A 13,796-nucleotide genomic window follows, 5' to 3' on the forward strand; every position below is an offset into this window, starting at 1 on the left:
CGGTAACAGTATTCGGAATTTACGAACAAAGCTCATGGATCGCCTGGACTGCATGCGGCTCTTCGTGCGCGTGGTCGAGCGGCGCAGCTTCACGGCGGCCGCCTCGGACCTCGGCCTGTCGCGCTCGACCGCCACCGAGGCGGTCAAGCGGCTCGAGGCGCAGCTGGGCGCGCGCCTGCTGGAGCGCACGACACGGCACGTCGCCGCGACGCTGGACGGGCAGGCCTACTACCACCGCTGCCTCTCGATCCTGGCCGAGGTGGAGGATGCCGAGTCGGCCCTGCGCAATGCCGAGCCGCGCGGCCTGCTGCGCGTCGACGCGCATCCGCTCCTGACCCGCACCTTCCTGCTGCCGCGCCTGCCCGCGTTCCTCGAACGCTATCCGCTGGTCTCGCTGCAGCTCGGGCAGAGCGACCGCCTGGTCGACCTGGTGCGCGAGGGCGTCGACTGCGTGATCCGCGCCGGCGAGCCCCGGGACAGCGGCATGGTGCTGCGCCGGCTCGCGACGATCCGCGAGGCGACCTGCGCGAGCCCCGACTATCTCGCCCGGCACGGCGTGCCGGCCTCGCCCGACGCGCTGGAGGGCCACCGCGCGGTGGGTTTCGTCTCGTCGCGCAGCGGCGAGGTGCTGCCGCTGGAGTTCACGGTGGAGGGGCGGCTGCGCGAGGTCAGGCTGCCGAGCCGCGTCACCGCCAACAACTCCGACACGGTCGCCGAGCTGGCGCGCATGGGCTTCGGCCTCGTCCAGGCGCCGCGCTATCGCTTCGAGCGAGACCTCGCCGAGGGCAGGCTGGTCGAGGTCCTGGCCGACTTCCCGCCGTCCCCGACGCCGCTCTCGGCGCTCTATCCCCAGAAACGGCAGTTGGCGCCGCGGCTGAGGGTCTTCCTCGACTGGGCCGTGGAGATCTTCGCCGCGGCGCAGCTGTAGCCGACGGCGGCTTGACCCGACCCCTTAGCCATGAAACGAGTAGGGAAAAGGGGGAGGGGATGGGCTTCGAGGCACTGTTCGCGAGTCTGCAGGCAGCCGCGCTGCGCGATGTCGCCGACCACTGGAACCGCTGCCGCGGGGCGCGTCGGATGCCGGGCTGGCAGGACCTCGATCCGGCGGAGCTGAAGCCGCATCTGCCGATCGTCTGGTCCTGGCGCTTCGATCCCGAGCTCGGCGACTTCGTCGGCCGGCTCGCCGGCGAGCAGATCAACGCCGCCTTCGGCAAGAGCCTGCGCGGCAAGACGCCGAACCAGTTCTTCGCCCCCGAGCACGCCCGGGAGATGCGCTGGCGGATGGAGAAGGTGATGATCGGGCCCTGCGGCATGCGCGGCTCCGGCCACGTCTTCGTGCACGCCGGCGGCGCCGGCGAGGGCGAGCGACTGATCCTGCCGCTGGCCGGCGACGGCGTCACCGGCGACGGGGTGCTGGGCGCCACGGTCTACCGCCTGGACCCGGATCGCGCGACCGGCCGCAGGGTCGAGTGGGATCCGCCCAGCGAGCAGCTCGAGTTCTTCCCGCTGTAGGCTGCCGGACCCCGGGGCGGCAGCCGGGCGCACCGCGGCCGTTGCCGGGAGGGCGCGCAGCCGCGATCCTGGGCTTGCGGCGCGGCGGCGGCACGGAGAGGTTTTGATGACCGACAGCATCCTGGTCTTCTACGGGTCCTATCGCTCGGACCGGATGGGCATCCGCCTGGCGGACTTCATCGTGTCCGGCCTGGCGGCGCGCGGCGCGGCTCCCGAGCTGGTCGATGCCCGGGCGGTGGGCCTGCCGATGCTCGACCGCATGTACAAGGAGTACCCGAAGGGCGAGGCGCCGCCGGCGCTGGAGGCCCTGGCCGGGAAGATCCGGCGGGCCGACGCCTTCGTCTTCGTCACCGGCGAGTACAACTGGGGGCCGCAGCCGGGCCTGAAGAACCTGACCGACCACTTCCTGGAGGAATGGTTCTGGCGCCCCGCCGCGATCGCCAGCTACTCGGCCGGGCGCCTCGCCGGCGTGCGCTCCGGCAGCCTCTGGCACGCCATCCTCTCGGAGATGGGCATGGTCGTCGTCTCCTCGACCCTCGCCGTCGGCCCGATCGCCCAGACCCTGGATGCGGAGGGCCGGCCGACCGGCGATCCCGGTGCCGCGCTCCAGCGCGCCTTCGGCCGCTTCGCCGACGACCTCGCCTGGTGGACCGAGGCGGCGAAGATGCAAAGGGAGCGCAAGGCGCCGCCGTTTTGAGGGAGCGGGAGGCAGCTCGCCGGCCGCGGCGGCGGAGGACCGACATGGCATACGCGATCAAGGCCGAGATCGACGACCCGCGGGCCGAGAGCTTCGCGTTCGGCCGGCAGAAGACGATGTACGGCGGCAGGCAGGTCGCCGAGGGCGACAGAATCTTCCTCTTCGCCAGCGAGAACGAGGGCGGCCGGGGCCTCGTCGCCTGCGGCCTCGTCACCGCGGCCGAGGCAGTCCCCCGGACGCCCGGGATCGCCCGCCAGACGCCGCGCGTGAGCATCGTCGTCAGGCGCACCGGCCTCGCGAGCCGTCCTCTGGGCCGGCGCGAGCTCAGGCCCTTCGCCGACTGGACCGACGGCCGCCCCGAGACCGAGCTCAACTTCAAGCTCTACCGCCAGGCCACAGACAAGATCGTCGGCCTGTCGGACGCGGCGGCCGCGTTCCTGGAAGCCTTCTTCTAGCGGCGGCACCTGCTGGTGCCGGGGACGGGCGAGAACCGGCCGGTGCTCGCCACGCGGCGCACGGCCGCGCGGATCACGGCGTCTCGCCGGTCCGCGACACGCCGACCACGCCGGCCGCGATCAGCCGATCGATCTCCTCGACCGAGCAGCCGAGCGACTCCAGGACCTCGACGCTGTGCTGTCCGCGCCGCGGGGGCGGGCGGTCCAGGGCCTGCCCGCCGTTCGCCAGCTTGAACCCGACGCCGGGCACGCGCAGCCCCCTGTCGAGCCCGGCGATCCGCGGTGCGTCGAGCAGGACCTGACGCCAGGCCAGGTGGGGATGATCGAGAATCTCGGGCAGGTCCCGGACCCGCGACGCCGGCACGCCGGCGGCGGACAGGATCTCCTCCCAGTGCGCGGCCGAGCCGCCGGCGAAGATCCGGCGCAGGATCGGTGCGAACTCGTCGCCGAGGCCGGGATGGGCACCCCAGTTCCTCAGCCTCGGGTCCCCGGCCTGCTCCGCCAGGCCGAGGGCGCCGAGCATGGCGACCGCCTGGGCGTGGGTGTTCGCCGTGGTGACGATCAGGCCGTCGTCGGTCTCGAAGATGCCGGACAGGGGGCTGCCGCTGAACGCTCTGGTGCCGCCGGGTCTGTTGAGCCGGCCGTTCATCGCCACTTCGGTGATCAGCGGGCCCATGATGGCCAGGGCGGCATCCAGCATCGCGACGTCGATGACCTGGCCCCGCCGGGAATGGGTGCGCTGGAACAGGGCCGAGGCGATCGCGAAGGCCCCGATCAGCCCGGCCACGTAGTCGACCACCGGGAAGCCGACGCGGTGCCGCTCGCCCGCCGGCGTGTGGTTCGCCGACATCATGCCGGAGAGGCCCTGCAGGACGTGGTCGTAGGCCGGACGGGTCGAGAGCGGGCCCTCCTGGCCGTAGCCCGTCAGCGATGCGTAGACGATGTCCGGCCGCCGCTCCAGCACCGCCTCGCAGTCGAAGCCGAGCCGGCGCATGACGCCGGGACGATAGTTCTCGATGAAGACGTCCGCCGTGTCGATCAGCTGCCAGAGGATCGCCTTGCCGGCCTCGCTCTTGAGATCGATCGCGAGCGAGCGCTTGTTCGAGTTCTGGCCCAGGAAGGCGAGGCCGAGGCCCTGGGCGTTCAGCTCGGCATCCGGCCCCATGTTGCGGGCGATGTCGCCGTTGGCCGGGGGCTCGATCCGGATGACGTCGGCGCCGAGCAGCGCCAGCTGATAGCTGCAATAGGGGCCGGCCAGCACGTGGGAGACGTCGACGATGCGGACGCCCTGGAAGGGGCGGGCGACCTCGCCCGCGTCCGGGCTGGCGGAACGATCCATGGTCATCCGGCGAGCTGCTCCTCAAACGTCGTTCGCGGGCGGACAGGGACGCCGGCCGCCCGGGTGGTGCGGGCGCTACAGGCGGTAGACACGGCGCGCCGTCCCGGCGAGCAGGGCATGGCGGGCCGCGGCGTCGTACTCGCCGGCGAGCGTCTTGTAGGCGTTCCAGAGGACGCCGTAGCCGATGGCCACGCTGTCGACCGGAAAGTTGCTCTCGAACAGGCAGCGCTCGGGGCCGAAGCGGTCGATGGCGTGGCGGAACCAGGCGCCGCGCTCCGAGACGAAGTCCTGCGAGGACGGCGGCCGGTCGCGTTCGTGGCCGTCGTATCCCGTGACGATCGACGCCAGCCCTCCGAGCTTCATGACGACGTTCGGAAGCCTGGCCAGCATCTCGATGGACACGGCCCAGGCGGCGAAGATGGGATCGCCGGCGCCGGGGTCGCGGGTGAAGCCGACCGGCGCGCCGAGATGATTGACCACGATCGTCGTTCCCGGCGCGGAGCGGGCGAGGCCGGCCAGCTCGTCGAGCTGGAAGTGGAACTGGAAGGCGTCGAAGGTCAGGCCCCGCTCGCCCAGGAGAGCCACGCCGCGGCGGAAGCCCGGATCGAGGTAGAGGCCGGGCGGCGCCGCGCCCGCGATCAGCCGTGCCGCGGGATCCTCGAGGCGCGCCGCGCTGTGCCGGACGCCGCGAAGCCGGCCGCGGCCGGCCTTCTCGTGGGCGTCCAGCACCGCGGGAAGGTCCGGATGCCGCATGTCGGCATGGGCGACGATCGCGGCGATTTCGGGGGCGCCTTCGCGGGCGGCCAGCCGGTCGGCGAGCTCCGCGGCGAAGGCCGTCTCGCCGACCGGCCGCAGATGCTCGGGCCCCTCGTCGCGATAGCCCGAGCCGCACTCGATGTAGACGCAGGCTGCGACCCGGTGACCGTTCCCGGCATCGCGAAGAAACTCGTCCGGCAGGTAGCGGCTGGTCCGGAGCAGGACCCCGCTGTCCTGCGGATCGGGAAGGTCGCGCTCCTCCCAGAAGTGGCAGTGGGCGTCGACGATTTCCCATTCGGGCTCGACGACGGCTTCGCGACGGCGATCCCACCACTCGGATCGCGCGCCCATGCGCCGGACCCAGATTTTCCGCTCCTGCGGAGTCATGCCTGCTTCCCTCTGATGCCGGGCTCTCCCTCTCACGCGGGACCGGAGGGCCAGCTTCGCGGGGCGCCTCCAGGACCCAGGCGGCCGAACCATAGAATCCAGTTAGCCTTTAGCAGTATTTAAATTTCCTAAGCCTGGTGTTATCGATCCCTTATATCGGATGCGCGTGGTGACATGGACCTCAGGCAAATCCGCTACTTCGTCGCGGCCTGCGAGGAGGGCTCGCTCAGCGCTGCCGCCGTGCGGCTGAACTGCACGGCGCCCGGCGTGAGCCAGCAGATGACTGCCCTGGAGGGGCGGCTCGGCACCAGCCTCTTCGAGCGGACGCCGCGCGGCGTCACCCCGACGCCTGCCGGGCGGCGCTTCTACGATCGCTGCCTGGCGGTGCTGAAGGCGGTCTCCGAGGCGGAGATCGAGATCGAGGACTTCAAGGCCGGGCTCTGCGGGTCGGTCTCCGCGGGTTTCGCGCCCGGCGTGGCGAAGGCGATCCTCCCCCAGGCCCTCGCGCGCTTCACCCGCGAGTTTCCCCGGGTCGATCTGGAGATCTCCAGCGGCTCGGCCGACGCGCTCGTCTCGGCGACCTCCAGCGGCACGCTCGACTTCTTCGTCGGGCAGTTCGCGAAGGCGCACATCGGATTGTCGGCCAATCCGATCGGCCGCTATCCGGTCGCGCTCATCTCGGGGGTCCGACGCGGCTTCATGCCCATGAAGCCGCTGCGTCTCGACAGCGTGGCGCCGCTCAAGCTGGTCCTGCCTTCGGCCGCCAACAGCCTCAGGCCGAAGATCGAAGAGGCGATCCAGGGCGGAGCGATCGCGGTGGAGCGGACGATCCTGATGGACAACCTCCCCGCCGGGCTCGAGTTCGTCAGCCAGACCGACTGGTCCTGGATCCTGCCCTATTGGCTCTGCCTCAAGGAGCTCGGCAACGAGCGGGTCACCGTCAATCCGATCGTCGATCCGACGCTGCGCGTCGACGTGGCGCTGATCTTTCCCGCTCAGCGGCCGCTGTCGCGTCCGTCGCAGCTGCTCTACGACTATTTCTGCCAGGAGCTGCAGCGGACCGAAAGCGAATGGCAGAGGATCATGGCCGGAGCCTTAAGCAGCAGTTAGGGATCGCTTTAGGAGAAACTGCGTTCTCCTGAATGCTTCCGGTCATTAACGTCTTTCCTGAACGCAAACGACCCGGCGACACAGCCGGGCAGCGGGGGCCGCCCGACTCGGGGCGCCGCCGGAACAGGGGAGGAGAACGATGAGGTCCGAGAAAGCGATCACCAGCCCTTCGTCCGGGCGACGCTTCAGCCGCAGGACGTTCGGCACGCTGTCACTCTTCGCCCTTGCAGGGGCGCAGCTGGTCGCCCGTCCGGCGGCGGCCGCGGGGCTCGAACTCAAGATGCAGTTCGCCTCGCCGGACGGCACCCCCTGGAACAGGATGGACCGGCGTTTCGCCGCGCAGATCGAGGCGGTCACGGGCGGCCGCGCCAAGGTCCAGTTCTTTCCGCCGAACTCGGTGACGCCCTTCAAGGACTGGCTGCAGGCGACCGGCGCCGGCGTGCTCGACCTCGGCTTCGTCTGGCATCCGATCCTGCCGGGCAAGTTCCCGCAGATGGAGCTCTTCAGCCTGCCTGGGCTGTCGAAGAACCAGACCATCGCCAGCGTCGTCTACTGGCGCGTGCGCGAGGCGTTTCCCGAGATGGGCAAGCTCTTCACCAAGGCGGACAACGTCGTCGAGCTGGCGACCTTCGTCGCCATGGGCTCGCACCTGCACAGCCGCGAGCCGATCCGCACCCTGGCCGACCTCAAGGGCAAGGTCTTCGGCGCCCAGGACTCGGCCGGCGTGAAGGTGCTCCAGGAACTCGGTGCCAGCGCCGTCGTGATGGTCGGCTCGGATGCCTACCTGGCGCTGCAGCGCGGCGCCATCGTCGGCGTGCTCTCGGCCTGGGGCTGGGTCAACAACTTCAAGCTCAACGAGGTCACGACCTACCACACCCTGCTCAATCTCAACCCTGGCACCTACAGCTCCGTGATGAACCGGGACACCTACGACAAGCTGACGCCCGAAGAGCAGCAGCACCTCGCCGACATCACGCCGCTCTATTTCCTCTACAACACGACGGACAGCGCGGCGGCCGCGACGGCGCACATCCCGCCGGAGAACATCTTCACGCTCAGCGCCGAGGACCAGGCCGAGCTGGCCGACAAGATGCGGCCGCAGTGGGACGACTGGGTCAAGAAGGCCGACGCGATGGGGATGCCGGGGCAGAAGATCCTCGACGAGACCGTCCGCCTGATGAAGCTCTATGACCAGAACTAGCGGACGCTTCGCGCTTTCCGCCGCATCGGCGGGGCACCGCCGGCAGGCGAAGCGGTGAGCTCCGCCGGGCCGAGGCGAGCGTGAGACGGGCGACGTCATCCGCGGCGGGCGGCGAGGGGCTCGCCGTGTCGCTCGAGGCAGGCGCGGCGGCCGTGCGGCGCGTCGTCTCCTGGCCGAACCGCCTGTCCCTCTACCTCGGGGCCGCGGCGATCGTCGCGATGATGGGGCTCACGGTCGCCGACGTCCTGCTCCGCAACCTCTTCTCGATCGTCGTGCCGGGCGGCATGGAGCTGACGGGGCTCCTGACGATCCTCGTCACGCTGTCGACCCTGGGCGTCGTCGAGATCGAGCGCGGCCACGTCCGGGTCGACCTGCTGCTTCGGGCGATGCCGAAGGTGCTGCGCCTGCCGACCGAGGCCGGCGGGCTGCTGCTCGCCCTGGCGATCATGGGCGTCACCGCGGCGCAGATCCTGAAGCAGGCGCTCTACCTGAAGGGCAACGCCATCGTCACCGGCGTCCTGGGCCTGCCCGAGTGGCCCTTCGTGATCGCCGCGATGGTCTTCGTCCTGCTCTTCGCCCTGGCGCTGCTGGCCAACCTCGCCTCGGCCCTGGCCGAGGTCGCGAGGGCGCGGGATCCCCGGGCGGTCGTCCTCGCCGCCGTCTGGGCCGCGGCCGTCGGCCTCATCGTCTATCTCTGCCTCCACCCCGACGCGCTGCCCTTCGCGCTCTCCCGGGATCTTCGCGGCATCCTCTGCATCACGCTCTGCTTCGTCCTGATCTTCCTCGGCGTCCATGTCGCGGCGGCGATGGCGGTCACCGCGCTGATCGGCATCAGCCTGCTGATCTCCCCGGCGGCGAGCCTGACCAGCCTCGGCACGACGACCATCGACGTCGTGACCGACCAGACCTGGAGCGTGGTGCCGCTGTTCACCTGGATGGGCCTGATCGTCGTCGCCTCGGGCTTCGCCGCGGAGCTCTACCGCTCGGCCTATCGCTGGATCGGCCACCTGCCGGGCGGGCTGGCCTCGGCCAGCACCGTCGCCTGCGCGGGCCTCTCCTCGATCGTCGGGGACACGCTGTCCGGGGTCTACAGCATGGGCTCGATCGCCCTGCCGCAGATGCGGGCCTACGGCTACGACATGAAGCTGGCGACGGCCTCGATCGCCTGCGCGGCGACCATCGGCGTGATGGTGCCGCCGAGCATCGCCTTCATCATCTACGGCATGATCACCGAGGTCTCGATCGGCAAGCTGTTCATCGCCGGCGTCCTGCCCGGCCTGCTGTTCGCCGTCATCCTGATCGCGCTGATCACCGTGCGCGCGGCGCTGAATCCGGCGCTGGCGCCGCGGGGCGAGCGGAGCAGCTGGCGGGACCGCCTGGCGTCCTGCGCCGGCACCTGGCCGGTGCTGCTGCTGATGCTGCTGGTCCTGGGCGGCATCTACGCCGGGCTCGTCACTGCCAACGAGGCGGCCGGGCTGGGCGTCTTCGGCGCGCTGCTCGTGTCGGTCCTGACGCGGCGCCTCACCCTGGCGGCGTTCTGGCAGTCGATCGCCCGGAGCCTGCGCCTGACCGCCGGCATCATCGTGATCTTCATGTTCGCGACGGCCTTCAGCCGCTTCATCGCGATCAGCGGGCTGACCCACCAGCTCGCCGAGCTGATCATCGGGCTCCACCTCGGCAAGTACCAGATCGTCGTGGCCATCCTGCTGTTCTACGTGGTCATCGGGATGTTCATGAACGCCCTGCCGGCGCTGGTGCTGACCGTTCCCCTGTTCTTTCCGATCGCGATGGGCGCGGGCTTCGATCCCGTCTGGTTCGGCGTGCTGGTGGTCATCATGGTCGAGCTGGGCGTCGTGACGCCGCCGATCGGCGTCAACGTCTTCGCCATCGCGACGCTGGCCAGGGAGGTGCCGATGTACGACATCTTCCGCGGCGTCCTGCCTTTCTGGATCGCCTACCTGGTCCTGGTCGCCCTCATCGTGATCTTTCCGCAGATAAGCCTCTTCCTGCCGTCGCTCATGTGAGCGTTCCGGCAGGGCGGGCCGGGCGGCCGCCCTCTTCAGCACGAACGGCAAGGGAGTGTGCATCTTGGCTATCGACTTGACGGGCAGGGTCGCCATCGTGACGGGCGCCGGCGGCGGGCTGGGGCGCGAGCATGCCCTGGCCCTGGCCGGGCGCGGCGCCAGGGTGGTGGTCAACGACCTCGGCGGCGCGGTCGACGGCAGCGGCGGGTCGCTCGCGGCCGCCGAGCGCGTCGCCGAGGAGATCCGCACGGCGGGCGGGCAGGCGATCGCCAGCAGCGCGTCGGTCACGGACTTCGCCCAGGTCGAGGCGATGGTCGAAGAGGCGACCGGGCGCTGGGGCGCCGTCGACATCCTGGTCGCGAACGCCGGGATCCTGCGCGACAGAAGCTTCGCCAAGATGGCGCTGGAGGACTTCCGCGCCGTCCTCGAGGTCCACGTGATGGGCTCGGTGCACTGTGCGAAGGCGGTCTGGCCGGGCATGCGGGACCGCAACTACGGGCGCATCGTCTTCACGACCTCCTCGAGCGGGCTCTACGGCAACTTCGGGCAATCGAACTACGGCGCCGCCAAGATGGCGCTCGTCGGGCTCATGAACACGCTGGCGCTCGAAGGCGCCAGGTACGGCATCAAGGTGAACTGCCTGGCGCCCACCGCCGGGACCCGGATGCTCGAAGGGCTGATGCCGGCGGAGCAGCTCGCGGCGCTGGACCCCGCGCTGGTCAGCCCCGCGGTGCTGGCGCTGGTGGCGGAGGCGGCGCCGACCAGGACGGTGCTCTGCGCCGGTGCCGGCAGCTTCGAGATCGCCCAGATCACCCTGACCCGGGGACTGCATCTCGGCGGCGGCGACGCGGTCGCCGAGCGGATTCTCGACGAGCTCGGCCGGCTCGCCGACCCGGCGGGCCAGCTCGTGCCGGAAGACGGTGCCGGCCAGGGCAGCCACGAGCTGGCGAAGGCCGGGTTCGTTCCGGCGAGGGCCGGGTAGATGCGCGAGGCCGTCATCGTCTCCACCGCGCGGACGCCGATCGGCAAGGCCTACCGCGGCGCCTTCAACGACACGCCGGCCCCCAGCCTGGCGGCCCATGCCATCCGCGCGGCGCTCGAGCGCGCCGGACTGGAGGGCGGCGAGCTCGACGACTGCCTGCTCGGTGCCGCCCTGCCGCAGGGCTGCCAGCACACGATCGGCCGGACCGCCGCGCTGCGCGCCGGCCTGCCGGTCGACGTCCCGGGAATGACCCTCGACCGCCAGTGCTCCTCGGGGCTGATGGCCGTCGCGACGGCGGCCAAGCAGGTCGTCGTGGACAGGATGGAGGTCGTCCTGGCCGGTGGGGTCGAATCGATCTCGACGGTGCAGACCGACGCGCTGCGGGTCGAGCCGGACCCGGAGCTCGTCGCCCTGCACGACGACATCTTCATGGCGATGATCGACACGGCCGAGGTGGTGGCGCGGCGCTACGGCATCGGCCGCGACCGCCAGGACGCCCATGCGCTGCGGTCGCAGCAGCGCACGGCCGCGGCCCAGGAAGCGGGCCGCTTCGATGCGGAGATCGTGCCGGTGACGGCCGCCATGAAGCTGGTCGACAAGGCGACGGGCGAGACCTCGCGCCGCGAGGTGACGCTGGCGCGGGACGAGGGCAGCCGTCCGGACACCAGCGCCGAGGGCCTGGCCGGCCTGAAGACCGTTCGCGAGGGCGGCGTCGTAACGGCGGGCAACGCGAGCCAGCTGTCCGACGGTGCCTCGGCCTGCGTGGTGATGGAGGCGAGGCGCGCCGAGCGCGCCGGCCTGCAGCCGCTCGGCCGCTACCTCGGCATGGCGGTGGCCGGCACCAAGCCGGACGAGATGGGGATCGGCCCGGTCTTCGCCGTCCCGAAGCTGCTCGGGCGCTTCGATCTCGGCATCGACGACATCGGCCTGTGGGAGCTCAACGAGGCCTTCGCGGTACAGGTTCTCTACTGCCGCGACCGGCTGGGCATCCCCGACGACCTGCTCAACGTGAACGGCGGCGCCATCTCGATCGGCCATCCCTACGGCATGTCGGGCGCCCGCATGGTCGGCCATGCGCTGATCGAGGGCCGGCGTCGCGGCGCCAGGCACGTCGTCGTCACCATGTGCGTCGGCGGCGGCATGGGCGCCGCCGGCCTGTTCGAGGTGCTCTGATGCCGGCCGGCGGCCTGGACCTGGACAGCCTGCCCTCGAAGGTCGGGTGCGAGCTGGGAACGTCGGACTGGCACCTGGTCGATCAGGACCGGGTCTCCGCCTTCGCGGCGGTGACGGAGGACTTCCAGTTCATCCACGTCGATCCCGAACGGGCCGCCGCCACGCGCTTCGGCGGCACGATCGCCCACGGCTTCCTGCCGCTGTCCCTGCTCTCGGTCCTGTTCCTGGAGGCTTGCGGCGAGGTCCGGGGCGCCGGCCTGTCGATGAACTACGGGTTCGACTCGGTGCGCTTCATCGCGCCGCTGCGCACGGGCAGGCGCATCCGGGGCCGCTTCGGGCTCAAGGACTGCCTCGAGCGCCAGCCGGGGCAATGGCGGCTCGTGCTCGAGAGCGCCGTGGAGATCGAGGGGGAGGACAAGCCCGCGCTGGTCGCGGACTGGATCGTCCTGTTGTTGGGCGAGAGGTGACCGGAGCCCCGGGGGCGAGGCGCCGTTGCCCCGGCATGCGGCCCCGCGTCGAGGCGCTCGGCGCCGCGCCTCCGCCGCTCGTCTTCCAGCTTCCCCCTAAAGAGAGAAAGGCGCGCGAGGGCCGGCATCCCTCGCGCGCCCGTCCCGCCGGCTGGGCCGCTTCCCGGAGGGGCCGGCGGCCCTCCGGGTCCCCCCGGTGCTACCGAGGGGGTCTGCGTCGCCGAGGCTCTGTCAGAGGACGCCGGCGATGCGCAGCAGGTCGCCGACCGGGTCGACCAGGCCGGCACCGCTATCGATGCCCTGGCCGACCTCGACGCCGCCGCGATGGCGGCGGCGCTCGGCGGAGATCTCGAGCCAGCTCTGCGTCGGCCCGGACTTGCGGGAGCGGCCTTCGGTCGGTCTGTCGAGCGTGGTCATGGCCGTCTCCCCGTCGGGTTTCCTTGGCAAACTGAGGCGGGCCGACCTGTCGCCGGCCGGCGACCCGCGACGGAAGGCCGCCGGACCGGCGCCGGCGCCCGGTCACCGGCGGATCAGACGGCAGGCGCCGTGAGTGCAGCGTGAAAGCCACAGGCGCGCTCGTTCACGCTGGGCCGGCAGGGCGCGGACGCACCGGTCGTATGGGGAAGCTGGACGCTGGGCCGTAAAGCTGGCAATCATCATGCATGGATGAGCGGACGACACAGCCGCTCGGCAGCCTGCCGCATCGCTTCCGCGAGGCCCGCGGGCGACTGTCGCCGGAACGGGCGGCCGCAGCCCTGGGAGTCGCTCCGAGCGCGCTGCTGCAGATCGAGTCGGGTGACCGGGAGCCGACGGTGGGCCAGATGCTCGGCGCCGCCGAGGCCTACGGGACCGAGCTGCGCAGCCTGCTGTTCGGGCGGCCGAGGACCGATCCGGCCCTGGCCCATCTGGGCCCGGATCTTGCCGAGCTGCTGCAGGAGTACATGCGCGAGCGGCATCGCGCCGAGCGGGTCGACCAGCTGAGCGACGCCCAGCTGCAGGACCTCAACCGCGTCATCGCCCGGGTGAGCAGCCTGGGCGGCCTGGTCGAGGACCTGCTGCGCCGCCGGCGCGACGGCGACTCGGGCGCGGCCGATCAGCTGTCGGCCCTGACCGATGCGCTGCGGCGCGTCGAGGGCCTTCTCGACCGCGGCGGGATCGTTCCGGGCACGCCGGAGCGCCTGGCCGCCGAGCCCGCCGAGACGCTGCCGGACTTCACCTTCGAGGATCGTCCGCCCGAGCTGCTGAAGGCACGCCATGCGATCTTCGGCACCGCCATCGCGTGGTTCGAGCGCACCGGCGGCCGGGTCGCCGAGGACGAGCTCGGCTTCCAGCGGTTGCTGCCCTGGCTGCAGATCATGCTGCCGACCAGCGACGGCTTTCCCTATCTGCACTGCGGCGACCGCACGCCGCCCGCCGAGCTGTGGGGCGAGCCGGTGGCGCGCAGCCTGGTCGGCCGCTTCAACCTGCCCGACGGCAGCCTGTGCCGGGCCAGCGCCCGGGCCTTTCTCGAGATCCATCGCAGCCGCCGGCCGCTGACCCAGGCCTGCCGCGGCCCGATCGTCGTCGGCGGCGTGGCGCGGCCGGAGGCCTGGCAGCGCTTCGTGCTGCCGCTGCAGTTCCGCGGCTTGGCCTGCATCGCGACCCTGGCCCTGCTCGGCCGCGACCGCGAACCGCCGCTCCTCGGCTGAGCCGG

The 13,796-nt window shown here is 71.4% G+C and carries 14 protein-coding genes; 11 read left to right on the forward strand and 3 right to left on the reverse strand.

Annotated elements, in window-relative coordinates:
- The first annotated feature begins 34 nt into the window (after positions 1 to 34).
- The 4 genes from B9O00_RS17085 (at position 35) to B9O00_RS17100 (ending at position 2,664) form a co-directional block, all read left to right on the forward strand.
- Positions 35 to 928 carry a LysR family transcriptional regulator gene (locus B9O00_RS17085; protein ID WP_085123914.1) on the forward strand — a complete coding sequence of 298 codons (894 nt, stop codon included), beginning with the start codon at positions 35 to 37 and terminating at the stop codon, positions 926 to 928.
- A gap of 59 nt (positions 929 to 987) precedes the next feature.
- Complete coding sequence (locus B9O00_RS17090; protein ID WP_085123915.1) at positions 988 to 1,512, forward strand: PAS domain-containing protein; 525 nt, start codon at positions 988 to 990, stop codon at positions 1,510 to 1,512.
- A gap of 106 nt (positions 1,513 to 1,618) precedes the next feature.
- Positions 1,619 to 2,209, forward strand: a complete 591-nt coding sequence (locus B9O00_RS17095) for an NADPH-dependent FMN reductase (protein ID WP_085123916.1) — start codon at positions 1,619 to 1,621, stop codon at positions 2,207 to 2,209.
- 44 nt (positions 2,210 to 2,253) lie between these two features.
- On the forward strand, positions 2,254 to 2,664 hold the full coding sequence (locus B9O00_RS17100; protein WP_085123917.1) for a hypothetical protein: 411 nt from the start codon (positions 2,254 to 2,256) through the stop codon (positions 2,662 to 2,664).
- Positions 2,665 to 2,737: 73 nt separating this feature from the next.
- Here B9O00_RS17100 and B9O00_RS17105 read toward each other — a convergent pair whose 3' ends face one another.
- Complete coding sequence (locus B9O00_RS17105; protein WP_085123918.1) at positions 2,738 to 4,009, reverse strand: CaiB/BaiF CoA transferase family protein; 1,272 nt, start codon at positions 4,007 to 4,009, stop codon at positions 2,738 to 2,740.
- A 69-nt stretch (positions 4,010 to 4,078) separates the two neighbouring features.
- Positions 4,079 to 5,146: an amidohydrolase family protein gene (locus B9O00_RS17110; protein ID WP_200808547.1), complete on the reverse strand. Its 1,068-nt coding sequence runs from the start codon at positions 5,144 to 5,146 to the stop codon at positions 4,079 to 4,081.
- A 174-nt stretch (positions 5,147 to 5,320) separates the two neighbouring features.
- On the opposite strand from B9O00_RS17110, the gene B9O00_RS17115 reads away from it, so the two are divergent.
- The 6 genes from B9O00_RS17115 (at position 5,321) to B9O00_RS17140 (ending at position 12,103) form a co-directional block, all read left to right on the forward strand.
- Entirely contained in the window at positions 5,321 to 6,256 is a 936-nt protein-coding gene (locus tag B9O00_RS17115; protein ID WP_085123920.1) for a LysR family transcriptional regulator, read from the forward strand.
- A gap of 139 nt (positions 6,257 to 6,395) precedes the next feature.
- Positions 6,396 to 7,457, forward strand: a complete 1,062-nt coding sequence (locus B9O00_RS17120) for a TRAP transporter substrate-binding protein (protein ID WP_085123921.1) — start codon at positions 6,396 to 6,398, stop codon at positions 7,455 to 7,457.
- A 125-nt stretch (positions 7,458 to 7,582) separates the two neighbouring features.
- Complete coding sequence (locus B9O00_RS17125; RefSeq protein ID WP_085123922.1) at positions 7,583 to 9,481, forward strand: TRAP transporter large permease; 1,899 nt, start codon at positions 7,583 to 7,585, stop codon at positions 9,479 to 9,481.
- A gap of 64 nt (positions 9,482 to 9,545) precedes the next feature.
- Positions 9,546 to 10,463 carry an SDR family NAD(P)-dependent oxidoreductase gene (locus B9O00_RS17130; RefSeq protein WP_085123923.1) on the forward strand — a complete coding sequence of 306 codons (918 nt, stop codon included), beginning with the start codon at positions 9,546 to 9,548 and terminating at the stop codon, positions 10,461 to 10,463.
- Positions 10,464 to 11,636, forward strand: coding sequence for an acetyl-CoA C-acyltransferase (locus B9O00_RS17135; RefSeq protein WP_085123924.1), 1,173 nt, complete (start codon positions 10,464 to 10,466; stop codon positions 11,634 to 11,636).
- The gene (locus B9O00_RS17140; protein ID WP_085123925.1) at positions 11,636 to 12,103 is read left to right on the forward strand and encodes a MaoC family dehydratase; all 468 of its coding nucleotides are present in this window, start codon (positions 11,636 to 11,638) and stop codon (positions 12,101 to 12,103) included. The genes B9O00_RS17135 and B9O00_RS17140 overlap by 1 nt, the downstream gene beginning before the upstream one ends.
- Before the next feature lie 231 nt (positions 12,104 to 12,334).
- Here B9O00_RS17140 and B9O00_RS17145 read toward each other — a convergent pair whose 3' ends face one another.
- The gene (locus B9O00_RS17145; RefSeq protein ID WP_085123926.1) at positions 12,335 to 12,520 is read right to left on the reverse strand and encodes a hypothetical protein; all 186 of its coding nucleotides are present in this window, start codon (positions 12,518 to 12,520) and stop codon (positions 12,335 to 12,337) included.
- A gap of 245 nt (positions 12,521 to 12,765) precedes the next feature.
- Between B9O00_RS17145 and B9O00_RS17150 the strand changes: the two genes are divergently transcribed.
- Positions 12,766 to 13,791 carry a helix-turn-helix domain-containing protein gene (locus B9O00_RS17150; RefSeq protein ID WP_085123927.1) on the forward strand — a complete coding sequence of 342 codons (1,026 nt, stop codon included), beginning with the start codon at positions 12,766 to 12,768 and terminating at the stop codon, positions 13,789 to 13,791.
- The last annotated feature ends 5 nt before the right edge of the window (positions 13,792 to 13,796 follow it).

This window comes from Tistlia consotensis USBA 355, from assembly GCF_900177295.1.
Lineage (GTDB): Bacteria > Pseudomonadota > Alphaproteobacteria > Kiloniellales > DSM-21159 > Tistlia > Tistlia consotensis.